At 57.1% G+C, this 21,840-nt stretch carries 18 protein-coding genes; 10 read left to right on the top strand and 8 right to left on the bottom strand.

All coding sequences use genetic code 11. The features are described 5' to 3' along the window. Nucleotides 1-163 precede the first annotated feature (163 nt). The 5 genes from FRD01_RS11540 (at nucleotide 164) to FRD01_RS11560 (ending at nucleotide 7,152) form a co-directional block, all read left to right on the top strand. On the top strand, nucleotides 164-1,033 hold the full coding sequence (locus tag FRD01_RS11540) for a hypothetical protein (RefSeq protein WP_146959763.1): 870 nt from the start codon (nucleotides 164-166) through the stop codon (nucleotides 1,031-1,033). Further along, nucleotides 1,033-1,815, top strand: a complete 783-nt coding sequence (locus tag FRD01_RS11545; RefSeq protein WP_146959764.1) for a type II CAAX endopeptidase family protein — start codon at nucleotides 1,033-1,035, stop codon at nucleotides 1,813-1,815. Before FRD01_RS11540 ends, FRD01_RS11545 begins: the two co-directional genes overlap by 1 nt. Next, on the top strand, nucleotides 1,808-2,062 hold the full coding sequence (locus FRD01_RS11550; protein ID WP_146959766.1) for an acyl-CoA-binding protein: 255 nt from the start codon (nucleotides 1,808-1,810) through the stop codon (nucleotides 2,060-2,062). The genes FRD01_RS11545 and FRD01_RS11550 overlap by 8 nt, the downstream gene beginning before the upstream one ends. A 51-nt stretch (nucleotides 2,063-2,113) precedes the next feature. Next, on the top strand, nucleotides 2,114-6,016 hold the full coding sequence (locus tag FRD01_RS11555) for a hypothetical protein (protein ID WP_146959768.1): 3,903 nt from the start codon (nucleotides 2,114-2,116) through the stop codon (nucleotides 6,014-6,016). 737 nt (nucleotides 6,017-6,753) lie between these two features. After that, nucleotides 6,754-7,152 (top strand): hypothetical protein, encoded by a 399-nt coding sequence (locus FRD01_RS11560; RefSeq protein ID WP_146959770.1) that lies wholly within the window; start codon nucleotides 6,754-6,756, stop codon nucleotides 7,150-7,152. 9 nt (nucleotides 7,153-7,161) lie between these two features. On the opposite strand, the gene FRD01_RS11565 is transcribed toward FRD01_RS11560, so the two are convergent. The 5 genes from FRD01_RS11565 to FRD01_RS11585 form a co-directional block, all read right to left on the bottom strand. Then, on the bottom strand, nucleotides 7,162-8,490 hold the full coding sequence (locus FRD01_RS11565) for a DUF1552 domain-containing protein (protein WP_249756194.1): 1,329 nt from the start codon (nucleotides 8,488-8,490) through the stop codon (nucleotides 7,162-7,164). A 9-nt stretch (nucleotides 8,491-8,499) separates the two neighbouring features. Further along, nucleotides 8,500-10,578, bottom strand: a complete 2,079-nt coding sequence (locus tag FRD01_RS11570) for a DUF1592 domain-containing protein (RefSeq protein ID WP_146959774.1) — start codon at nucleotides 10,576-10,578, stop codon at nucleotides 8,500-8,502. A 215-nt stretch (nucleotides 10,579-10,793) separates the two neighbouring features. Beyond that, entirely contained in the window at nucleotides 10,794-12,152 is a 1,359-nt protein-coding gene (locus FRD01_RS11575; RefSeq protein WP_146959776.1) for a sigma-54 dependent transcriptional regulator, read from the bottom strand. Nucleotides 12,153-12,183: 31 nt separating this feature from the next. Next, a complete protein-coding gene (locus FRD01_RS11580; protein ID WP_249756195.1) occupies nucleotides 12,184-13,299 on the bottom strand; it encodes a glycosyltransferase family 4 protein in 1,116 nt (371 codons plus the stop codon). Further along, complete coding sequence (locus tag FRD01_RS11585) at nucleotides 13,296-14,438, bottom strand: glycosyltransferase family 4 protein (protein ID WP_249756196.1); 1,143 nt, start codon at nucleotides 14,436-14,438, stop codon at nucleotides 13,296-13,298. Before FRD01_RS11585 ends, FRD01_RS11580 begins: the two co-directional genes overlap by 4 nt. A 135-nt stretch (nucleotides 14,439-14,573) precedes the next feature. Between FRD01_RS11585 and FRD01_RS11590 the strand changes: the two genes are divergently transcribed. The 5 genes from FRD01_RS11590 (at nucleotide 14,574) to folK (ending at nucleotide 19,027) form a co-directional block, all read left to right on the top strand. After that, the gene (locus tag FRD01_RS11590; protein WP_146959781.1) at nucleotides 14,574-15,119 is read left to right on the top strand and encodes a hypothetical protein; all 546 of its coding nucleotides are present in this window, start codon (nucleotides 14,574-14,576) and stop codon (nucleotides 15,117-15,119) included. 15 nt (nucleotides 15,120-15,134) lie between these two features. Further along, entirely contained in the window at nucleotides 15,135-15,878 is a 744-nt protein-coding gene (locus FRD01_RS11595; RefSeq protein ID WP_146959783.1) for a DUF6624 domain-containing protein, read from the top strand. Nucleotides 15,879-15,944: 66 nt separating this feature from the next. After that, a complete protein-coding gene (gene gltX / locus FRD01_RS11600; RefSeq protein WP_146959784.1) occupies nucleotides 15,945-17,426 on the top strand; it encodes a glutamate--tRNA ligase in 1,482 nt (493 codons plus the stop codon). 3 nt (nucleotides 17,427-17,429) lie between these two features. Then, entirely contained in the window at nucleotides 17,430-18,554 is a 1,125-nt protein-coding gene (locus FRD01_RS11605; RefSeq protein WP_146959786.1) for a nucleotide exchange factor GrpE, read from the top strand. Continuing rightward, the gene (folK, locus tag FRD01_RS11610) at nucleotides 18,551-19,027 is read left to right on the top strand and encodes a 2-amino-4-hydroxy-6-hydroxymethyldihydropteridine diphosphokinase (protein ID WP_146959788.1); all 477 of its coding nucleotides are present in this window, start codon (nucleotides 18,551-18,553) and stop codon (nucleotides 19,025-19,027) included. The genes FRD01_RS11605 and folK overlap by 4 nt, the downstream gene beginning before the upstream one ends. On the opposite strand, the gene FRD01_RS11615 is transcribed toward folK, so the two are convergent. From FRD01_RS11615 to FRD01_RS11625, 3 genes are all read right to left on the bottom strand, one after another. Next, nucleotides 18,985-19,947, bottom strand: coding sequence for a hypothetical protein (locus FRD01_RS11615; protein ID WP_146959790.1), 963 nt, complete (start codon nucleotides 19,945-19,947; stop codon nucleotides 18,985-18,987). The two genes, folK and FRD01_RS11615, sit on opposite strands and share 43 nt — an antisense overlap. Nucleotides 19,948-20,082: 135 nt before the next feature. After that, nucleotides 20,083-21,540, bottom strand: a complete 1,458-nt coding sequence (locus FRD01_RS11620; RefSeq protein WP_146959792.1) for a DUF2135 domain-containing protein — start codon at nucleotides 21,538-21,540, stop codon at nucleotides 20,083-20,085. A 37-nt stretch (nucleotides 21,541-21,577) separates the two neighbouring features. Further along, the gene (locus FRD01_RS11625; RefSeq protein ID WP_146959803.1) at nucleotides 21,578-21,763 is read right to left on the bottom strand and encodes a Flp family type IVb pilin; all 186 of its coding nucleotides are present in this window, start codon (nucleotides 21,761-21,763) and stop codon (nucleotides 21,578-21,580) included. Between the last annotated feature and the right edge of the window lie 77 nt (nucleotides 21,764-21,840).

Consider the following 21,840-nt stretch of genomic DNA (forward strand, 5'->3'; position numbering starts at 1 on the left):
TTAATTTGCTTACAAGCGGCTGCAACGTAATCATAGGTCATACACGATGCAACTCAATTCGATCCGATTCAGCGCGATTGGACGAAAGCGCCTGAATTTTCATTGTGCAAATGGCCGGGTCCAAGTATTTCTTTAGAAGACGACGGCTCAAATCGGACACAATATGTTGAAGTACTTATTGCTCGCGCTATTCGTAATCGGGACAGGGTGTGAATCCCCGGCTGCCACTGCTACGCTCACACTGAACGTGGCCGAGCTTGGCCCGCGGGACGTGTCCAATGGACAACTTACCGCCTTAGTCCAACTCAGCGGTACGTGTTCCCAAGGCCCCTGTGACCCGAATCCTTGTACTGCTGATAGCAAAACTCGTTGTCTTGCTCAAGGCACTGTTTTTAGGTGTGATTGTCCGGCCGGCACAAGTTTGAACTCTGAGGGCGAATGTGTTGCAGACGATCGCTGCACACCAACCTTCTGCGGCGGAAACGGCCTTTGCGAAACAGTTGAGGAAGTTCCGACTTGCGCGTGCAGTGTCGGCCATACCGGCACCAATTGTGAGACCTGTGACGAAACCGCAGGCTTCTACAGCGATGGCTTTGGCGGGTGTACCGATGTGTTTGACGTATGCCGCTCGGGTCAAGGTGGCGAAGAGTGGGCGCAGATGATGCTCGAGGCCGAGGAGTCGCTTGGGCGCGCACCGACTGAAATCGAGCTCGTGAGTGCACAAGTTCGGGTTGCCGAAGGCAGCGCCTCGGGTGCGCGCTCATGGGCCTACCTTTGGACGGACCGCCTGCACCTGATTCTGGAGCCGGAGAACGAGCCCTTTGTTGAGGCCGGAAGCGTGAAAATCCCGGCTGAGTCGGCGGGCCTTCGGGCACTCGATTTTGACGTCACGGTAGAGCGACCAACGTTTACAACCGAGCCCAAGTATTTTGAGGGCAACTACTCGGTTGGGCTCACGGGGCCAACCGAACGCCGAGGAAGCGAGCCGTTCAATCTTGACGCTGAGATCGTGCTCGAGTTCGAAGTCTACTGATGTCTAAGGGCCTCGGCATTGGTGTGGCGGTCTTCCTGACCACACTCCTCGCGAACATCATCATCGGCACCACGTTTGCCGCATTCCTTCCTCAGCAAGTCGCGCTGATTTTCACCCAGATTGGGGCTGTTTTCCTGCTCGCGTTCACGCTCAACAAGGTCTGGGATCAAGAGCAGGTGCCACATCAACCCCTCGGTGCCGGCTCCTACCTGGTCACAATTATTGCCCTTTTTGCGGTCGCGATCTTCGCAAACCTCTTCATGGCGGCACTGGCCGAGCTGGTACCCGCACTGCAGGCGAGCAAAGCAGAGTACGAGAAGATGGTCCGAGGGCTCTTGAGGAGCGAGGACTTCTGGCTCAACGTTTCGGCCGCCTTTGCCGTGGCCCTGGTGGCCCCTGTCTGTGAGGAATGGCTCTTCCGAGGCGCTTTGCTACGGGCACAGCTCAAAGCAGGCATGGGGGTAAGTGCGGCCATCCTGGCCAACGGATTTCTCTTTTCTGCGCTCCATCTTAACCCGATCGGGCTGATTCCACTCTGGCTCGTGGGCTCGGTGCTAGCGTGGGCCACGGTCCGAACGGGCTCGCTCTGGGTAGCCATCATCGGTCATGCAGCCCTCAACACCCTCAATGGCGTGATCTTCCCGTGGTTGATTTGGGACAACGCGGTTGAGACGACTCCTGAATTGAGTCACTTGTTGGTTGCACTTTCGGTCTTTGCGCTACTAGTCTTCGGACTCATCTTTTTTGCGAATCGTATCTACCCACGGAGACATTATGAGTGATCTTGAAGCTCGATTTGAAGCAGCCTCTGAATCTGTCAAACAACTCTCGAAGCAACCAAGCAATGATGTCTTGTTGCAGCTCTACTCGCTCTTTAAGCAGGGCCGGCATGGCGACGTCACGGGTAGCCGCCCAGGGTTCACAAACCCCGTCGGGCGCGCGAAGTACGACGCGTGGGCAAAGCTCAAAGGCGTTGGCCGAGACGACGCGATGCAGCGATACATCGATCTCGTAGACTCCCTGACTTAAAGAGGGCGTTTTGATTCTGACTCTTGGTCGAAGTTCTTGTACACTTGAGTCATGAAATCTTTCAAATTCCCTTCTCCTCTTCTACTTTTTGCGTTGTTGGTGGCGTGTTCCACGGACGAGTGTTCGTGCGAAGGCTGGGAGACGCGCGGCTACCCGGCGAGTCGGCTTGAACAGACGGTGCCGTCGGCTGGGCAGGTGCGACTGACGCCCTCGGGCATCGACTTTGTGGACCAGCAAGTTCCGTATTTGCTCGACCAGTTCTTAGTCGACGGTCTGAACTTCTGCATTCCTCCAGACACGTCTGGAAACCCCGATATCTGCGTGGACAGTACGTGTTCGAGCGGCCAGCCTGGCTGTCAGGTTGGACTCATTTTGGAAGACCGCGAGATTCGTACCGTCCCCAATAACCGCCTTGAGATCGAGCTCACGATCAGCATCAACCAGCGCCTGAATTTCGACTACAGCACCTTCATCGGCACCGTAAACTGCTACGTCCAAGTCTTTAAAGACGGAGCGTCCGAGTCTACTCGTGCGGATATCGTGGGCACTGTGCCGATCACGCTCGGAATTGACGGCGCATCGGCCACCAAAGAGCTAACCATTGATATTGGGGATGTGGACGTCAATTTGGACGACGTAGACTTCAAGATTCACGGCCGCGGAAACGTAGGCGATACGATCGCTTGCGAGGGCGCGAGCCTTGTACGTGGACTCTTTCGGAGCACCATCGAAAATCAGATTAAGGGCATCCTGAACGACACGGTGGGCGGCATAGCCGACGAACAAACCTGCACGCGTTGCGGCGGGGAGTTCGGTGCGTGTGCGGCCGGAAGCTGTCAGGATGGGATTTGCAGATACCCCTCAAGTGCCTGTGTCCCGCGACCCCTCGGGGTTGAAGGAAGGCTTGGACTTGGCGGATTGCTCGGAGACTTCACGGCTGCCCCAGCAGCGTCCGTGGACGTCATCGCAAAGGCTGGCGACCACGCCCAGGTGAATACGGGCGTAAGTGTTGGGATGCGTCTTGGCGCGGACCCAGTGGCCATCAACCAATGTATTCCTGCCGACCCAACCAGGCGGCCGTCTAACAATGCCGTGCCCGTTTCGCCGGTCATCAACGCGGATCGCACCCCCGACGACCGTCCGTTTCACCTCGGAATCGGCATCCATCAAAGCGCAGTTGAGCAGATCCTCTGGTCAACTTGGGCCAGTGGTGTCGCGTGTTTGGACGTTTCTACCGACGACGTTGACCAGTTGAATACCTCGACTTTTGCTCTGCCAGCCCCTTCGGTACGCGACCTCATCACGCCTCAGTCCACGGCCCAGATGGCGATTGTGCCGCAAAAGGCTCCACGCGTGGTTTTCGGCGAGAACACCGTGACCGAGTCGGGAGGCACCTATGAGGTCAACCAGCCGCTTATCGAGCTCATCTGGGAGGATTTGGACATTCATATCTTCGGCTGGGCTCAAGAGCGCATGCTGCGCCTCTTTACGCTGCGCGTGGACTTCAGGCTCCCGGTCGCGTTGGTCCCTGATGGGCAAGGAAATATTCTGCCCGTGATGCCGGCCCTTGAAACTGGACTCACCAATATTCGAGTTCAGCGCACCGAACTACTCACCGAAGACCCTCAGCGCATCATCGACCTTGTGCCACTCCTTATTGGTTTTGCGGGGCCTCAACTCGCCGGTGCAATTCCGGAGGCCGTTGCTGTGCCTGAGTTTCTGGGCTTTCGCCTGGACCTTGAACAACGCGATATCATCGGCGCCGACAAGAACGAGTTCCTGGCCATTTTTGCAAGGCTTGAGCGCACCACCCAAAACCAAACCGTGGGCGTGCAAGCCTTTGTCCGGGGCCATGAGCTCGACTTGAGCCGGCGCACGCCCTCAGGGTTGATTCGACCCACACTCGTGGTTGATGCCGGGGCGTTGGCGCCTGGGCTTGGGACCGAGAGTTCGCCGGAATTCGAGTATCAATACCGGGTGGACGGCGGCTTCTGGAGCATGTTCGAGAGAGGGCCTGAACTTCGGATTTCCGATCCCCTTTTGATGGCTCAGGGGCGCCACAAAGTGGACATTCGGGCGCGACTCAAAGGTGAGGTCGCGGCGGTTTCCAAGGTTGTGACGTTGGATGTTGATATCGATATCGAGCCTCCAACCATCGAGACAAACACGAGCTCGGCAGGGGTGAAAATCTCCGCAGAAGACATCAACCCCACCGAGGTGCGATGGCGCGGCCCGGATGGCCAATGGAGCCCGTGGAGCGCGAAGACCGAGATTGATGTCCAAAAACTTCCCCGAGGCCCGCGAGTCGTGGTTGAGGTGGAAGCTCGTGACGCGTTTGGCCTTCGCTCGTACCAAGAGGTGGAAGTAGACACGAGCTCGACGCCGGTGAAGTCCGGCTGTGCCGTGGGCGGAGCGGGCTTGGGCCCCCTCTGGCTCATCGGATTTGCATTATTCTTTGGCCGGCGAAGGCGCTTTGCTGCCCTCATCGCCGCCCTTTTTCTGGGCACCGTGGGATGCAAAGGTGAGATTTCGACCAACGCCACGCAACGCTGTTTTGGGCCGGAATGTCAGGTGGAACAAGCCTGCGAAGTTGACTCAGATTGCGCCGGCATCTGCCCCGAAAACACCGGCGGTATCTGCGAGAACGGCTCCTGCCAATGTGTGCTCGCCTGTGCCGGAGGCTGCGGCGACGGAGAATTTTGCTGTCTTGGCACCGGCGCGTGTGTGGACGAAATGCCGGTATGCGAACAAGCCTGTGACGCGGGCTATGAGGCGCGAGTCGTGGGCACTCCGAACCGCATGACCTGTGCAATCGACGGGGGTGGGTGTGAGTGTGTGGCCCTTCCGCCAATCCCGATCGGCGTACACGGCCCGTACCTCTCCATGGACTCCAACGACAGCCTGACGGTTCTCGCCACCTACAACCATACCTACAAGGACCTAATGGTGGGGCGAGTTAACGCGGACAACACCATCACCTGGTCCTTTGTGGACGGCGTGCCTGAGACCGGTGCCATCGAGGGCGACCCTGAGGGCTGGCGCGGTGGCACCAAAGCTGCCGGAGACGCGGTGGGCACGCATACCGCTATCGCGATAGATGCCGCGGGAGGGCTGCACGTGGTGTACCGAGACGAGACCAATGAGGTTCTGAAATACGCCAAGGGCTTGCCTGTGGGCGATGCGTGGGACTGGCAGTTCGAGGTGCTCGAAGAAGCTGGCGACCCGAGATGGCCTTCAATCGTTGTAGAAGCAGACACGGTCCACGTGATCTATTCGCGGGAAGGCGCTATGAGCGAGCTCGTTCATCGGTCATTTGCGGTGAGCGCAGGGGCCGCAGGGGCCGCAGGGGCGAGCGAGACGGTCGTAGACAGCGCCGAGCCCACCGAGCCGACCAAGGACTACCCGGCGCGAATGGGCGCCTACACCTCGCTCTCGCGGATTCCTGGCGGAGGCGTCTTTGCAGTGTGGTGGAACGGAGCCACAAGACGTGTCGGACGCGCGGAGTTCAGTGGGCAGTGGTCGGAGCCAGAATATCTGGCTGCAGGCAGTGGTCCTTACGCTTCGGGCCAGGTGGACGCTCAGGGCGCGCACCATATCGTCTTTCAACAGAGCTCGGGGCTTCGATACTCCAAGTTTGGAGACACTACCGAGACGTTGCGTGTGCATGACGGTCTTCGGGACTCGGGCGAGTATTTCACCGGAACTATCGGCGAGTCGGCGCGCATTGTTTTGAACGGCGCGCAGGTCATTGTCGCATTTCAGGATGCGTTCGATCGAGCCATCTGGTTTGCGGAGATTCAAGGTGAGGCCTTCCAGGCATCGAAGGTCCCGCTCACTGCCACCGAGGCGCACGGGCTCTTCACAGTGCTTAGCCATAACGGTCAGTTGGCTGCGCATTTCGTGGTGGATCGCACCAAGGAGCCGTGGGGGTTCGTAAGAGTCGATTCTCGTTGAACTCTCCTCGTGAATCGGCTTAAGACAGCCTTCACACATCAGGTCGGGGGTCGTAGATGCAAAAAGTTCAAATTTTTTCGCAACACTTTCGAATTTTGTCCGAAAATAAGAATACGGGCCCAAATTTTGGGATCCGTCATTCTGATTAACCAACCCTAAGTAGGGGGACAAAATGATAAAGCTAACGCCTAAAATGGCGAAGCCGCACGAGGCGTGGTGCCTCAACATTGCACTGCAGGTGTGCGGCGAGGTCAGAAAGCACGAATCCTTTCGCCAACACAGGACGCCATATGCCGAACCCGGTGACCCATTGGGGACCATTGGCAGGTCTATTGTGCAGACGAGACGTACTGGTTGAGCATTTTTCAAACTCTGTGAGTTTGTCCGATTTAGGATCCTGTCGCGAAAAAATCGGCTACGCGTCGTACCGGTACTTCACAACACGGATAAAGAATCGGACAGAGCTCCACCCATCCATGGTGATCTTGTCTCACCGCACGCCCGAACGCGTGCTCAAGGAGCCCAATATGTTTGAGCCTTAGCACCCGTCTGCAGTGGTTGTGGCTGGCTGACGGCGAGCAACTCGCCACGAGGTCGTAGCCGCGCGACGCAGGCGATGCCGGAGCATCGTCGAGGAGTGAGGCGAAGAGATCGTTGTGAGGGGCCGGCGTCAACTGTTCAGAATCACTGTGGACGGGTGCTGCACCTCACATAGAGGAATCTGGAGGTGGGGATCGGTGGAATGCGGCCCTATCTTCATCGTCGCCACCACGGCTCTCGAAGATAGACCTGAGTTTGAGTGGATGAAGATGACCACTCGCCTACCTCAAACTCCAGGCGAGTTAGACAAGGCGGCGAGATTGATAAGTGAAAACATAAACGATAAAATAAAACCCGAAGATTTGGAGAAGACCATGTTTGATTTCATGTATGTAGATGGGGTGAACGTTCTGACGTACGCCGAAGAGCAGAAGAAGGCCGCCGAAGAGCAGAAGAAGGCCGCCGAAGAGCAGAAGAAGGCCGCCGAAGAGCAGAAGAGGTTTGCTGAAGAGGTTTCTCGTGAGCTTCAAGAGGCTAGACGGGAAATCGAGGCACTGAAGGCTGAGCTAAAGGGCACCGTCAAATCCGACGAATAGCGTCTCAACTTACCCGAGATTCGCCAACGGGCGCGTGCCGTCGTCACCAAACTCCATCACATCCACGCCCATGGCTTGGATCATAGCAATGAAGAGGTTTGCCATTGGGTCATCGTTGTAGCGTACGTGACGGCCTGGGTTGAACTGTCCATTGGCCTTACCTGCCACAAGCACGGGCATATCGTTGTGGTTGTGCCGGTTGCCGTCTGAAATCTCGCTTGAGAAGAACACGGCACAAGAATCGAGCAATGGGTTGCCTTCCACATCGTTGGTGGTCTTTAGCTTGTCCAAGAGATACGCAAATTGCGTGACTTCCCAACGGTCAATAGTGCGCAACGCGCTATAATTGGATTCGAGGCTCTGGTGGTGCGAGTAGTTGTGGTGGCCGTCGCTCACACCCAGGAAGTCGTAAACGCGCCCGCTACCCGCATTGGAGAGCATAAAGGTCTGCACTCGCGTTAGGTCACATTGGAACGCGAGCACCATCAAGTCAGCCATGACTTGGGCCTTCTCAGTCACGTTGTAGCTCGTGCCTGGACGCGGAGGGATTCCGCAGAGGGTGTTCTCGTCCATGCCCGAGATACGGACTTCGAGCGCGCGCACCGAGTCCATATACTCGTCGATCTTGGCGCGGTCCGTGGTGCCTAGCATCGCGCGCAGCTTGTTGGCCTCTTCGAGTGCGTAGTCGAGCACGCTCTTATCGAACGCGCGCCTCTTGCGCGCCTCTTCCACACTGGCGTTCGGGTCAAAACCCGCGAAGATTCGGTCGAAGACCTGTCTTGGATCCACCGTTTTCGGCACCGGTGTCTGAGGACCTGACCACGAGATATTGCGTGCATAGGCGCAGCTGTAGCCGGAGTCACAGTTGCCAGTTGAACCACCGCCGTCCATGCCAAGCTCGAGCGAAGGAAAGCGGGTTTGGTCGCCGATGGCCTGGGCCACGTATTGGTCCATCGAGACGCCGTTCTGGATATCGGAGCCCTCGGTCTTTCGCACGTGGGTGGCGGTGATGAACGAGCCCGTTCCGGCGGCGTGGTCGCCAGGTCCGTCTGGGCGCGCCGGCCGATTCTCAAGACCTGTGAGGACAAGAAGATCATCCTTAACGCTCGCAAGCGGCTGCAGTGTGGGTGTCAACTCCCACGCCGCGCCTTCAGCAGCTGGCGTCCATGTCTGCATGTGAATGCCGTTCGGGATGTAATAGGCCAAAAGACGAGTTGGGCGTGCATCCTGTGCGAATGCGGAGCGCCCAAACGGGGTCATGGCTTCCAGCAAAGGCAAAGCCAGCGTTGCGCCTGCCCCACCCAAAAATGCTCTTCGACTCAATTGAATCCGTTTCATCATCTACTCCTAAAACTCGCCGCCACGACGCATGCGGAACGCATCGCTCAAGACTACTTCGGTGATAAGGTCTTTGAACCCAAGATCTGGTTTGGTCGCGATCGCCTCGATTTGAGGCTTGTCGCTTGTTTTCATGCCTCGACCGAGGGCGAATGTAAGTGTCTTTTCGGTGGCACACTCGCTGAGCTTGTGTGAGCCAGCGAGGATGTCAGCCAATTCAGCAGGACCGTTGAACGCGATATCTGGCGGCAAGACGCCTGACGCATCGATAGGTTTTCCTTGTTCGGTATCGCGCCATGCGCCGATGCCGTCATAGTGCTCGAGGCCAAATCCAATCGGGTCCATGATTCGGTGACACGACGCGCAGACAGGGTCTTCGGAGTGCATCTCGAAGAGTTCGCGCACGGTCTTGCCTTCTCGGTCCTCGGGCGATTGCGCGATATTCTCCACATTGGGTGGCGGAGGAAGCGGCTCGTCACACCAGAGGTTGGCCAAAATCCATTCGCCTCGCCGAACTGGTGACGACATGGTCGGGTGAGAGCGCGCGGTCAATAGGCCTGCGTGGCTGATGAGGCCTCGGCGAGAATCGTCGCCGTATGGACGTTTCACGAGCTCCGCCGTAAGGCCGGTTGCATCCATGCCATAATGCGCGGCGAGCCGGGCATTTACGAAGGTGTAGTCAGCGGTGATGAGGGTTTCCAGAGGCGCATTTGAAGCGATCAAATCCTTCACAAAGAGTCGAGTTTCCTGGCGCATCGACTGACGCAACTCTTCGTCGAACTCGGGGAATGTCTCGGCATCGGGCTGTGCCTCGAGCACGGCGTCGATGTAGAGCCATTGAGTCAGGAAGGTATCGATAAGCGCATCTGCCTTGGGGTCTTCGAGCATGCGTAGAACTTGAGCGCGAAGAACCTCATCATCCTGGAGTTGGCCGGCCTCGGCGAGGTCTAGGAGGGTGTCATCAGGCATCGAGCTCCAGATGAAGTAGCTAAGGCGCGAGGCGAGCTCCCAATCACTCAGGGTGTGGGGTTCTGCGCTTTCCTGAGCGGTATCAAACTCCGGTCTGAAGAGGAAGTTTGGAGACATCAACATGGCCTGCAGCGCGAGTCTAATTCCGCGCTCAAACCCTTCGCCTTCGGCTGCGGCAACGTCCTGGAATTGAACGAGCCGGTCGACCTCTTCTTGCGTGAGCGTGCGGCGCCAAGCCTTTCGGCCAAAGCCCGAGATAATCTCAGCGGCACAGGCTTGCGGATTTTCGCCGGGCACGCAGGTCATGATTTGATCACGTGCAGCGGAGCCACCGGTTCCAATCGCATCGATCGGACCTTCGAGTTCGATATAGTCTACGTAGAGATTTCGGTCGGCACCGGACGGCTCATCGTAGTAATCGTTTGTAAACTCGGCGCTAAGTACCTGACCACCCTCGGGGACCTGAGTTTCGAACTCGAAGACTCCTGGGTTGGTGGAGGTGTTGGTGACGTCAAACGATTGGGTTTGTGAGCCGATGGATAGGACCATATTCGCAGGGTCGGGCCCACCCTGTGTTTGATAGGCGCGGGCACGGACAAGGTAGCGGCCAGCGGCGGGCACGGTCACGACTTGCGAGATGGTTCCGTTGGACCAAAGGTTCCAGTACTCATCTCGGGCCGCTCCCACAGAGCCGCCTGCCACCTCAGCTTCAACGCGTTGGGTCGACGACGCCGGTGCGCCCGTGTCGAGTGCTCGTTCCACGATTTCAGCGCTCGCCTCCATGTATTGCTCGAGGTGGATCAAGGAGAGGCTCAAAACGTCTGAGTTGTTGTTGAAGCCGTACCCGTAGTCGTCTTCTGGGAAATTGTCTGCGGGACGGGTGGTATCACCAAAAAGGTCTCGAATCGTGTTGTTGTACTCAGCACGATTTAGTCTTCGGATGGTCACGCGACCCGGGTCGATTTCTCCGGCACCGGGGGTTTCGGTCCCAGGGTTATTGGGGTCATTCGGCCATGCGGTGCCGGGTTCTCCCTCGGGAGTCCGCATGTTCAATTCACCAACGTCACACCCTGAACCCACAACGACAGCGAGTAAAATGCCCAAACTAGTTTTGATCATCGTTCTGATCCTTGGTTCTCGTTCCTTCAACGATATTTCAGCTGCAATTAACGATCCATCCGTGGCCAACTCAACGCTGCGCCCGATGTAGGTTGAAGTATTCAGATTACGCATACCTGAGCACATCGTAATGCGTCGTATTTCGGGTACTTTGGACCGTGGCACAGAAACCACGATCTGAGGCAAAGACGTCGCAGAATGCAGCGATGGATCCACTAATCCTGTTGGATTCGCAGTCGCTTGACCTTTTCTACAAGCGTGGTGCGATTTAGGCCGAGCAGCCTTGCTGCCGCCGCTTTATTGCCATCAGCCTTTTGCAGTGCTTGTTTAACCAACGACGTTTCAAGCCGCTCCAAAGTATCGGCCATATCCATGCCCTCTGAAGGCACGTAGAGCCCGAGCTGAGGTGGTGGCGGATTGTCGCCGTGGAATTGAGCGGGAAGGTCTTCGAGCTCGATTTGGCCCACGCGCTTTAGGATCGAGAGGCGCTGCATGAGGTTCTGCAACTCGCGCACGTTCCCGGGCCAGTTGTAGGCCTTCATGGCGCTCAAGGCCGTCTTTGAGAAGCCCTGTAGATGGGTCTTATTGAGGCGATTTTGCTCTTGTGTCAGGTGCTCCGCGATCACCGGAATATCGTCCGGCCGCTCTCGCAAAGGAGGCACATGCATGGGGAGCACCGAGAGGCGGTAGTAGAGGTCTTCGCGGAAATTTCCGGCTTTGACTTCGTTCTCAAGGTTACGGTTGGTTGCGGCGATGACTCGGAAGTCCACCGAGACCGGTTCGGTAGCTCCAACGGGCAAAACTTTGCCATCTTGGAGCACGCGAAGGAGCTTTACTTGCAGTTGCAACGGAAGCTCGCCGATTTCGTCCAATAAAATCGTACCCTTGTCGGCTGCCGCAAATTGGCCTGCGTGGTCTTGGTGAGCACCGGTGAAGGCCCCCTTGATGTAGCCGAAAAGTTCGGACTCTAAGAGGGTGTCCGGGATGGCACCACAATTGACCGCGATGAACGGGCCCTGGGCCCTCGAGCTCATGTTGTGAATGGTACGCGCGAAGAGTTCCTTCCCGGTTCCCGACTCGCCTGTAATCAGCACGGGGGCTGGCGCTGTGGCGATAGGTGGAAGCATTTCGAGCAACGAGTTTAGGGTCGAGCGCTCGCTTCGCACAAAGAGGTCTCTGGGGTCTCCGTGGAACGGCGCACTACCCTTGGGAACCGCGTCGGTGACGGCGGCCATGAGCCGGTCCACGTCATCCTCGGAGTTTAACTCGACCACGGAATGCGCGCCAAGCCGCATGGCATCTACGGTTGTGGCCACATCGCCGGTACGCACAACGCCCACTACTGGGAGGGTTGGTGCCACACCAAAAGAGGTCAGAACGTCGCGCACTCGCGAGCTTTCTCCGTCCGCCACGATACAGCAGGAAAACTTTTCGGATTTGAGCTTGGTGATTGCCTCGTGAACCTCGGTTTCAAGGACCACGCCCCAGCCTCCCGACTTGAGCGATGCACAAACATCGTCGTACAAGAAGGGATCATCAACGACTAATAAGATATTCTGTGTTGCTCGCGACATATCTGGAATCTCGCACGGTGCTTGCGAATCGTCAACCAAATGTCTTATAGACTTTTAAGGTTTCTTCCGCGGCGCGTGTCCACGTCATGGCCGCCGCGTGCGCCTTACCTTTTTGAATCATCTTTTGGTGGAGGGTATCGTCCTTGAAGACTGACTCAATTGCCTGAGCTATGGCTTCGATGTCGAGCGGGTCAAAGCTCAAAGCCGCTTCCCCACCCACGGTTTTCATGGGCTCGATATTGGAGAGAATGACGGGAACGCCGAGCGCCATAGCCTCCAAAGGCGGCAGGCCGAAGCCTTCGACCAGCGACGGAAACGCGAATAGGTGGGCGTGACCAACGATACGCCGCAGGTCTTCGTCTCCCAGAAATCCCACCAGAACCACATCGTCTTTAAGGCCTAGCTCTTCGATCAGGGGCATCAACGCTTTGTTGTCACCGACGAGGCAGAGCTTGGACTTGCCAAGCTTAGGCCGCACGCGGGCCCAGGCGCGGATCAGGCGATGCAGGTTCTTGTAGGGCTTAGAATTTCCGACCGCCACAATGTAGCGGGTCTGGTCTCGGGTGAGATGTTCCACGATCGGATCAACCGGGGGCACCGGATCGAAGAAATGCGTCTCCACCCCGTGCATGATCACGGTGGTTGGCGAGCTGTGGTAGCGGCGTGCACGCTCGGCCGTAAAGTCGGATACGGAGATTACGTGGTCGGCCCGTTTGAGAGTTGCCGGAATCGCGCGCTTGGCGAATTGCTCGATCGCACGGGCTTTCAACCACGTAGGCTGTGAGGCATCCGGATGCTCGATCCACACCAGATCGTGGAGTGTCACCACAACTTTAAGTGAGTCTGGGAGACGCCTGGGCGAGACATGAAAGAGGTTATGATAGATATCTGGAGGGCCGAATTTTCGGAACGCTTCGCCGAGGGCCTTGTGCCCAAAGAGCACGTTTCGCGTGTTATCGATGGGGATATCGACAAAAACCTCCTTGATTCCAGGCACTTCTAAAGGCGTTTGGTTCGAGGCATGCCGAATCACACATAGTTCACCATCTGGCATGAGGCGTGCCAGCTCAGGGATCAAGGCCTTTGCGTAGCGCGCCACACCTGCGGGTTTGTCGGTGATATTTCGAGCGTCTAGAAGGAGTCTCATTCGGACCTCATCCTCTGATAAACAGCCTGCGCCTGTTCCGCACATCTTTGCCACGAAAACTCGCCGGCTCTCTTGATGGCTCGCTCTGAGAGGAGTTGATGGTGCGCCTTGTCATCCCAAAGGTGGCGAAGTCCGGCCGCGATGGACGACACTTCTTTTGGATTGACGAGCTCGGCCGCACCGCCCGCAACTTCTGCCATGGCGCCATAGTTCGACGTAACCACCGGGGTTCCACAGGCCATCGCCTCGAGCGACGGAAGCCCAAACCCCTCGTAAAGCGAGGGAAATAGAAAGATATGCGCCATTGAGTAGAGCGCACGAAGCGTGTCGATACCGATGTGTTCGAGCTGAATAATGCGCCCCTGCATGCCTGGGCGCGCCTTGATCTCCGCGAGCTCGTCGTCCGTGCGGTTAAGCCTTCGAACCACCACACACTTCATCTCGGGCACGTCCTCAAAGGCTTGAGCAAAGGCCTCGAGCGCCCGTTTATGATTCTTGTACGGCGTTCCCTGACCCACGATGAGCACAAAGGGATCGAGCGGGTCAAAGTGCTTTTCCAAATGGGGAATCGCGACTTTTGGATCGAGAGGCTGAAAATAAGGGTCGACGGCATTATACGTGACGCTCACGCGACCTTGAAGATGCGGAAAATACTCTTCAATTTCCATGCGTGAAGCGTGCGAAACGGTCATCACCTGATCGGCCTCGTGGGCGGATTTAGGAATGAGCGTCTTGTAAAACGTGCCCGTGACGAGTTTTCTCCACCAGATACTCGTGCAGTAGTTCACATCGAGGAGCCACATGATGTCGTGGAGCGTAAAGACCTTCTTGGCGCGCAGCCCCGCGGGCAAAATATTGAACGGTGAGTGAAAAATCTCTCCGGCCTCAAATTTGAGCGAGCGGCCCAGAACGTGCCGAGTTCTGAGTGAATTCGGTTCGGCACCAAAGGTCTTGAATTCGAGGCGTTCTTGATGTGGGCTACTTGAGAAGCCGGCGTCGGGCTTTCTCGGGTCGGTCACCAGTCGGAGTCTGAGGTTCGGATCGGCCTCGAGGAGCTCCCGTATCAGGTTCTCGGTATAACGTCCGATGCCGCTTGTTTCGGGGCCAATATAACGCGCGTCGATGGTGATTTTGGACATGGTTTGAGCCAGGTACCTTGGGCGCGCGGAACATGCCATTATTCGACTTGGTGTACAAGCGCACAGAGATTTGACAAATGCCGGAGAGAGACCGAGACTTGTGCGCGACTTTGACGAAACAAGAGAGGAGAGACAATGAAGGCAAAACTTCTTATTGGAATGAGCGCAGTTGCTTTTGGATTTGGTTGTGGCGACGACAGCCTGAGTGAAGAGGATTCACAAAAGGGATTTGCGGCCACGCAATCGGTATTGGCGCAAGGTGGCGCTCAGGCTCAGGCGCAAGCTGGTGGCTTGGTGAGCGTAGACTTTACATTCAACTGCCTAGAAGGCGGCACGGCTCAGTTTGTGGGTGAGTTCGACGAAACCTCGGACAGCGAGGGCACGTTCAACTACACCGTGACCTTCTCGAGCTGTGTGTCTCAGGGCGTGACCCTGACCGGCGACGTGGCTTATGAGTTCAACTACGCATCAACCGACACGTCCGGCAGCTTCTCCTATACCTACGTGGGAAGCATTGGCTTTGCAGGCGACGTCAACGGCGAGTGCGATATCGATATGAGCGCGTCGTTTAGTGCCGAGGAGAACGGCAGCACTGGCTCTGTGAACTACAGCTACAGCGGCACACTTTGCGGCAACGACGCCGGGTTTATGAACTCCGGCAGCGTCAACATCACACTCTAAGCCCCCTCAGATTCAATGAATTTTTTGATTCGAATGGCAATCGTGGCCCTTCTAGGGTCGAGCTGCGCGAACTCTGCGCCGGTACAAACACCTGAGGAAACGCCTCAGGTGGAGGAAGAGCCCACCAACGCGGCCTCGGCGTTCCTCGAAGAGTTTCGAGCAGAAATCGAGGCTCGCCGAACACCTAAGCTGCCCCGGCTGGGCGAGGATATGAGCACTGAGGCGGTGGATAAGAGACTCCAAGAGATGGTGGATCTCGATCAGTACGCGCGAAATTCCTTCAACGGCGCCATGAGCCTTGGTCTTGAGCCCGCGGAAGAAGAGCGGGTCTTCAACGAGATTGGAATGACCACGATGTCCATCGACGAAGACCACACCAAGGAGCTCCAGACCTTCGTGCGTGCTCATGGTTGGATTACGAAGTCCGCGTACGGTGATGTGGCCAGTCATAATGCGTGGATCCTCGCTCAGCATGCAGACATGAACCGTGAGTTCCAGCGGTATGTCTTGGACCTCATGGGGCCGCTCGTAGATGCAGGCGAAGTGAATTCTCGGAATTATGCCTACCTCTGGGACCGCGTTGCGGTGGGGACACAGACGCCACAACGGTTTGGTACTCAGGGACAATGCGTTGGTCCGGGGGAATGGGAGCCCGCGGAAATGGAAGATCCTGCGGGTGTGGATAAACGAAGGGCCGAGGTCGGACTTGAGCCGATGGAAGAGTACAAGGCGAAGTTTAAGGAGATGTGCGGGGTTTGACAGCGGGAATGGGACAAGGCACAAGAGCCAACGTGATTTTGTTCCCGTTTTTTTGAGTTTTAAACCATGACCATCGTCACACGCATTGCCCCCTCGCCCACCGGTGATCCGCACGTCGGCACCGCCTATATTGCGCTCTTCAACTACGCGTTTGCGAAGAAGAATGGCGGGAAGTTTATCCTCCGAATCGAGGACACCGACCAGGTGCGCAGCACACGAGAGTCCGAGGACATGATTCTGAAGGCTCTGCGTTGGGTTGGGCTTGAGTGGGATGAAGGTCCAGATGTGGGCGGACCGAATGGTCCATACCGTCAGAGCGAGCGCTCCGCGATTTATGCGGAACACAGCGCAGAGCTCATCAAGAAGGGCCATGCGTTTCGCTGCTTTTGCACGGCCGAGCGGCTGGCCGAGCTTCGTGAGAAACAACGCGAAGAAGGCACGTTCCAGGGCTATGACGGCCATTGTGAGGGACTGAGTAACGAAGAATCCGAGCGGCGTGCCGCCGACGAGTCGTTCGTGGTCCGGATGAAGGTGCCACGCGAAGGCGTCTGCGTGGTCAAAGACCATTTCCGCGGTGACATCGAGTTTGAGTGGTCCACGGTGGATGCGCAGGTTTTGATGAAATCGGACGGACTTCCGACCTACCATATGGCCAATGTGGTGGATGACCATTTGATGGGCGTGACCCACGTGATGCGTGGCGAAGAGTGGCTTTCCTCGGCGCCAAAACACCTGCTTCTTTACGAGTATTTCGGTTGGGAGCCGCCGACTCTGATGCACCTTCCGCTTTTGCGAAATCCGGACAAGAGCAAGCTCAGTAAGCGCAAAAACCCCACGAGCATCATGTACTACGAGCGCATGGGCTTTTTGCCAGAGGCGCTTTTGAATTATCTTGGAATGATGGCATGGACCATGCCGGACGGTGAGGAGAAGTTCGCTCTAGAGCAGATGATCGAGAACTTCGATGTGGACCGTGTTTCGCTGGGCGGGCCGGTGTTCGATATCGAGAAACTGACCTGGCTCAACGGGCGCTATATTCGTGAGGACCACGATCCGGCGGCGCTTGCGGAGCGCCTCAAGACGTGGATGTTCGAGGAAGAAGACAAGGCGACGCGCATCCTGGACATGGTTCAGAAGCGCATTGAAAAGCTCTCTGATCTGGCGCCGATGGTGGTACATTTCTTTGCCGGCGACCTGACCTTGGATACCGAGGAGTTGGTAGCCAAAGATGATCAAGACGAGCTTTTGAGGCGCATGCAGCTTACGCTTTGGCGCCTCGAGGCGCAGCGAGACTGGTCTACCGAGGCCATTCAAGAGCTCTTGAAGGACACGGCTGAAAAATTGGACGTGAAGCTTCGCGATTACCTTCGCCCGTTCTTTGTGGCTATCTCAGGCTCAAAGGTCTCGACGCCACTTTTTGATACGATGTCGGTGCTCGGGCCTGATATCTCGCGCGCACGAATTCGCAAGGCGATCGACCACCTCGGTGGTGTGAGCAAAAAGAAGACAAAAGTGATAGAGAAGGAATTCCAAGAGTTGTTTGGATAGACCATGAAGAAGTGGCTGGTGTTGATGATGCTAGGGGGAATGGGATGTGAGGCCGCGCTTCCGGAGCCCACACCTCTGCGTTATTTTGCCGCCGTTCAGCTCTCGGCGCCGAGCGCCACGGACTTGCCCGACCCTGGGCCGAACATCACCCAAACCGAGCTGGATACTTTCGAGCCCATCGTCGAGGGGTTTCAGAAGAATCACGAACTTCTGCTGGGGCAAAGTGATGTTCGCGAACAGCTCGATCGCATCGAGAATGTGTATATCGCAACGGGTCGCTACCTTGAGCTCGTGGGCATCTACCAGCGCGATGTAGCTGAGAAAGGCGCAAAGTCTCACGCAGCGGCACGCCTGGGCTGGGCGTACATTCGTCTGGGACAGGAGAAGCCTGCCAAAGAGCTTGTAGCACTCTTAAAAACCGAAGAATCCGAGCGGGCCATGGCGTTCTTCTTAGAAGGTGCTGGCCATCTTCAATGGGATGCTGGAAGCGAGGAGTCCAATCAGGGGCTTTATCGCTCTTGGTCACGCGCACTGGAGCTGAACCCGAACTTCAAAGGCTTTGAGGGGATAAGCGCGGCCCAGATGCGCGCTCAGCTCGAACGCCTTAAGCCTCAGCTTGGGGAGCCCGTAGACGCATTGGCTCTGGCACAGGAGCGCGTTCAGGGCGTAACTGCAGCGGCGCTGGCTGCAACTGCAGTGAAACCAACGGAAATTGAGCCTGAGGTGCCTGCGGTTGAGCCTGAAGTGCCTGCGGCAGAGCCGGACGACCCCGAGCGCCAATACCGAATCACGGTGGCCCGCGCCGAGCTCGCGCTCAACGAAGCGAAGTATCAAGAGGCCGAAGAGCTCTTCATTCAGGCAAAAGCTTTGGTGCCGAGCGGTTTTGCTGCTGAGTTTGGCCATTTGCGTGCGGGTTGGGGCCAAGAGGGCGCGCGTCCACGCATTCGCCCAAGGTTCGAAGAGTTGGCTAAACGAGACGATTTGACCGGCAGGCAGGCCTACGATTTGGGGATCTTCCTGCTCAACGTGGTGCAAGACAAGGCTTTGGCGGCGGGCGTATTGAACCGCGTCAAGACCCTCGACCCGGAACTCGCGGGGCGAGTGAATATCGACAAAATCCTGCAATGAAACACAACGTCTATATCGGGTTGGGATCGAACCTCGGAGACCGTCTGGGCTTTATCTCGGATGCCGTGCGCCGGCTTGAGGCGAGCGGTTTTGAGTTGGTGAGGCTGAGTAAGATCATCGAAACGCCGGCGGCCTATGTGACGGACCAACCCGACTTCTTGAATGCGTGTGCGTTCATGCGCACCGAGCTCGATGCCATTGAATCCCTGGCCACCCTCCTCGGGGTTGAGCTCGCCATGGGACGGGTTCGTACCGAGGACAAAGGACCACGGAACATAGACCTGGACCTCCTCTACTGGAACGATGCGATTCTTGAGACGGAGAATCTGACACTGCCGCACCCATCCATTTTGGAGCGCGATTTTGTTCTTATTCCGCTTCAGGACGTGGCGGGAGATGCCTTTGAGGGGCTTCTAGAGCTCTCCAGACGTCAGCAGGCGTCTCGGCAAAGCCCCGCGCCGCTGCCTACTTGAATAGGCACGCAGAACTCGTCAGATTCACATCCAGCTGCTGTGAGCGGGTCACACATCTGGCGGCAGAAATTCGCCGAACAGAGATAGCCAGGGGCGCACGTATCGGTGGTTCCGGCGCATGAGTCGCCGAGTGGAATGGTTGCGTTCGCATCGCTCACGCACGCGCTTTCAAAGCGAATACACCGATTGTTCCCGGGATTGCAGAGCTCGCCCACCTCACAATCGTCTTGATCCGTACAGGAAATGCCAATTCGGGGCGTGTATGAACACATCAGCCCAGCCTGGCAACCGGTCTGGAAAACGGGATCACATGGGCCGGCGAGTGGTTTATCGGCGCTCGGGCAAACGTTTCCAGCCTTTGAGCATCCGTTCTTGTAGCGGATATGGGTTTGGTCAAGGCATTCGAGTTCACAGGCGCCCGACTCACAGATTGCTGACGCTCCGATCCCGCCAGGGCACGCGGCACACGACTCTCCGCATTGTGCTGGGCTTTGCTCGACGCATACGTCATTGCAAAAGACCTGGTCGGATGGGCATACGCAGATACCGGCTTCGCAAGCCTGACCTCCCGGACAGGGGGCATTCACGCTGCAAGGTCCACATTCACCGGTAACCGTGTTGCATACTTCGGTGGCCGCACAGCCTGTGTCCACGCAGGATTGGGGCATGTCCGGCGGAATATCTGGCATGTCCGGGGGTGTGTCGGGACCTGAGTCTGGGGACATGTCCGGTGTAGGCATGTCTTGCACGGGCATGTCTTGCACGGGCATGTCTTGGACGGGCATGTCCGGTGTGGGCATGTCTTGCGTAGGCATGTCTTGCGCCATGTCTCCTGCAAGGTAGGTGATATCGGAGATATCTTCGTGCAGAGAACATCCGGTCATGGCTAGGGCGAGGATGTACGGTGTGAACTTGTACATGTACAAGCGAGCTCCGTTCGCTTGGGATGGATTTGGGAGAAACTGTCTAGACCGTGATCGTACTAGGAAAGCGGAGCGGGTTCAATCACGTAAAGAGGGAGCATCCAACGCGGACAGAGCCCGCGTTGACATGGGTTACCAGGCGCAGTGGACGTGACCGCTGTGGCCGCGGTTTCCAGGTCCGAGGACCTCCGTAGCGCCGAGGTCGCGGCAGGCGCGCATGAACTGGCGCGCAAGCGTGGTGTTACCACGAACGGAGCGGCCATTGATGATGTCCACGTCAAACGCAACGCCGCGGTAGTGGCGTGAGCGCCGGCTATGTGAACCACCTGCAATCGAGGTGACTCGGAAGCTGTAGCCGTAGACTTGGCGCAAGATGACCATGGCCTGAAGCATACGAGCATCAAGGCGGGTTCGACCACAAGGCGCGTTGCCGTAGCAGGACTGGCGCGCGAGCTGGTTGTTTGCAGAGGCGTTGATGTTGGAGCGTGAATCGGCACCGTCGTTTCGACCAGACACTTGAACATTGTAGAGGTCAATGCTTCCAGCGTGGTGTTGAATTCGTTTGGCCAACAACCTTTCGCTAACGACTGCGCCACTTCTCGGGTTTGGCAGCCCGTCGTTTCGGTCCATCACCACCAGCGTGATTTCGTGGTTGTCCAGCTCCATCCCGCTGTTATCAAAACCCGACGCCTTAATCACGTGCTCGCCCAAGTTATTAAAGGTGTAAGTGAGCGGAAAGTCGTCTGCGGCGGTCGACTGTCCAAGGGTGAAGTTCCCGTCTGCGGTATAGGAGACCGTGGTGATGTCCTCAGAGCCTGTATCCACGCGGAAGGTCACGCCTGGGCCGCGAACCCATTGTTCGTGGGTGTGCGAGTTGATTCTGAGGTCGCCGGGTCCAGAGTCCTCACCGTCTACGGTGTAGGTGTAGATGGACGACTGAGCGCCTGCCGAGCCGCCTACGTTAGCTGAGAAGGTCTCGTAATGGCCGTCATGACGGACTTCAAATGTGGCGTTAGCTGCCGCGACACCGTCGTAGTTGACTGCCCAAAACTCGTAAGTGCCCTGCGTTGGCAAGCCAACCCAGAGAACTGCTTCACTAAACGGTCCGTTCTCGCCGTCGCAACGGTCGGCGATACACCCGTCTTTCTGGAATTCGCCACCGTCGTCTGAATTACGGTTGCGATAGTAGATCTCTTCACCCGATGGGGTGCGCACGTGGAGGTCGAGGTCTGTCTGACCGGTCCACACAAGCGCGATTCTCATTTCACCTGCATTGACGCAGAAGCCGGCCTCACAAGCCAACCCGACTCCGCAAGCAGCGGTGTCTGAGCACGCTTGCCCGGCTGCCAGCGACCCGTTTCCGGTGGCGGTGGAATGTGTGCTGGGTAGGTCTGAATCTGGGTCGGCTGGATCTTGACCGCTGTCTGCGGGGCGGTCGTCGTCGGAGCCTGGGTTATCAAGAAGTCCTTGTGGGCCGCTGCCACCCGAAGGCGAGTCTTGGAGGCCAGCACTGCCATCTTCCGGGCAACCAGATCCTTGGAGCACGAGAGCAAAGATGAGGAGTGAGGCGGCTTTGACAAGGTTTTTCATGATCTTGATTCCTTAAAAGAACAACAGGAGCGAAGGATTAGAAACGGACTTCCTTCATGATCAATTCGTCGGCGGCTTGGTATTTCTCAGAAAGAGTATTACCGAACACCTTCACGATGCCAATCACGAAACACGCGATGAGGATCAGAAGTACGATGTACTCGGTTGAGGTGGCGCCGTCTTCGTTGTTGTGAAAGGTTTCGAGGATGTTTCGTGCGTTCATGTTGCTACTCCGTGCTTCAGACACCCTCCTATAGAGCAATTGGTGTGCCACGTTATCCTACATCCCCTTACGTGTAG

Source organism: Microvenator marinus (assembly GCF_007993755.1).
GTDB classification, from domain to species: Bacteria; Myxococcota_A; Bradymonadia; order Bradymonadales; family Bradymonadaceae; genus Allomicrovenator; species Allomicrovenator marinus.

Excerpts from the sequence above, each read along its gene's own strand:
- FRD01_RS11540 (WP_146959763.1), top strand. The coding sequence starts at position 164 with ATGTTGAAGTACTTATTGCTCGCGCTATTCGTAATCGGGACAGGGTGT.
- FRD01_RS11545 (WP_146959764.1), top strand. The coding sequence starts at position 1,033 with ATGTCTAAGGGCCTCGGCATTGGTGTGGCGGTCTTCCTGACCACACTC.
- FRD01_RS11550 (WP_146959766.1), top strand. The coding sequence starts at position 1,808 with ATGAGTGATCTTGAAGCTCGATTTGAAGCAGCCTCTGAATCTGTCAAA.
- FRD01_RS11555 (WP_146959768.1), top strand. The coding sequence starts at position 2,114 with ATGAAATCTTTCAAATTCCCTTCTCCTCTTCTACTTTTTGCGTTGTTG.
- FRD01_RS11565 (WP_249756194.1), bottom strand. The coding sequence starts at position 8,490 with ATGAAACGGATTCAATTGAGTCGAAGAGCATTTTTGGGTGGGGCAGGC.
- FRD01_RS11570 (WP_146959774.1), bottom strand. The coding sequence starts at position 10,578 with ATGATCAAAACTAGTTTGGGCATTTTACTCGCTGTCGTTGTGGGTTCA.
- FRD01_RS11575 (WP_146959776.1), bottom strand. The coding sequence starts at position 12,152 with ATGTCGCGAGCAACACAGAATATCTTATTAGTCGTTGATGATCCCTTC.
- FRD01_RS11580 (WP_249756195.1), bottom strand. The coding sequence starts at position 13,299 with ATGAGACTCCTTCTAGACGCTCGAAATATCACCGACAAACCCGCAGGT.
- FRD01_RS11585 (WP_249756196.1), bottom strand. The coding sequence starts at position 14,438 with ATGTCCAAAATCACCATCGACGCGCGTTATATTGGCCCCGAAACAAGC.
- FRD01_RS11590 (WP_146959781.1), top strand. The coding sequence starts at position 14,574 with ATGAAGGCAAAACTTCTTATTGGAATGAGCGCAGTTGCTTTTGGATTT.
- FRD01_RS11595 (WP_146959783.1), top strand. The coding sequence starts at position 15,135 with ATGAATTTTTTGATTCGAATGGCAATCGTGGCCCTTCTAGGGTCGAGC.
- gltX (WP_146959784.1), top strand. The coding sequence starts at position 15,945 with ATGACCATCGTCACACGCATTGCCCCCTCGCCCACCGGTGATCCGCAC.
- FRD01_RS11605 (WP_146959786.1), top strand. The coding sequence starts at position 17,430 with ATGAAGAAGTGGCTGGTGTTGATGATGCTAGGGGGAATGGGATGTGAG.
- folK (WP_146959788.1), top strand. The coding sequence starts at position 18,551 with ATGAAACACAACGTCTATATCGGGTTGGGATCGAACCTCGGAGACCGT.
- FRD01_RS11615 (WP_146959790.1), bottom strand. The coding sequence starts at position 19,947 with ATGTACAAGTTCACACCGTACATCCTCGCCCTAGCCATGACCGGATGT.
- FRD01_RS11620 (WP_146959792.1), bottom strand. The coding sequence starts at position 21,540 with ATGAAAAACCTTGTCAAAGCCGCCTCACTCCTCATCTTTGCTCTCGTG.
- FRD01_RS11625 (WP_146959803.1), bottom strand. The coding sequence starts at position 21,763 with ATGAACGCACGAAACATCCTCGAAACCTTTCACAACAACGAAGACGGC.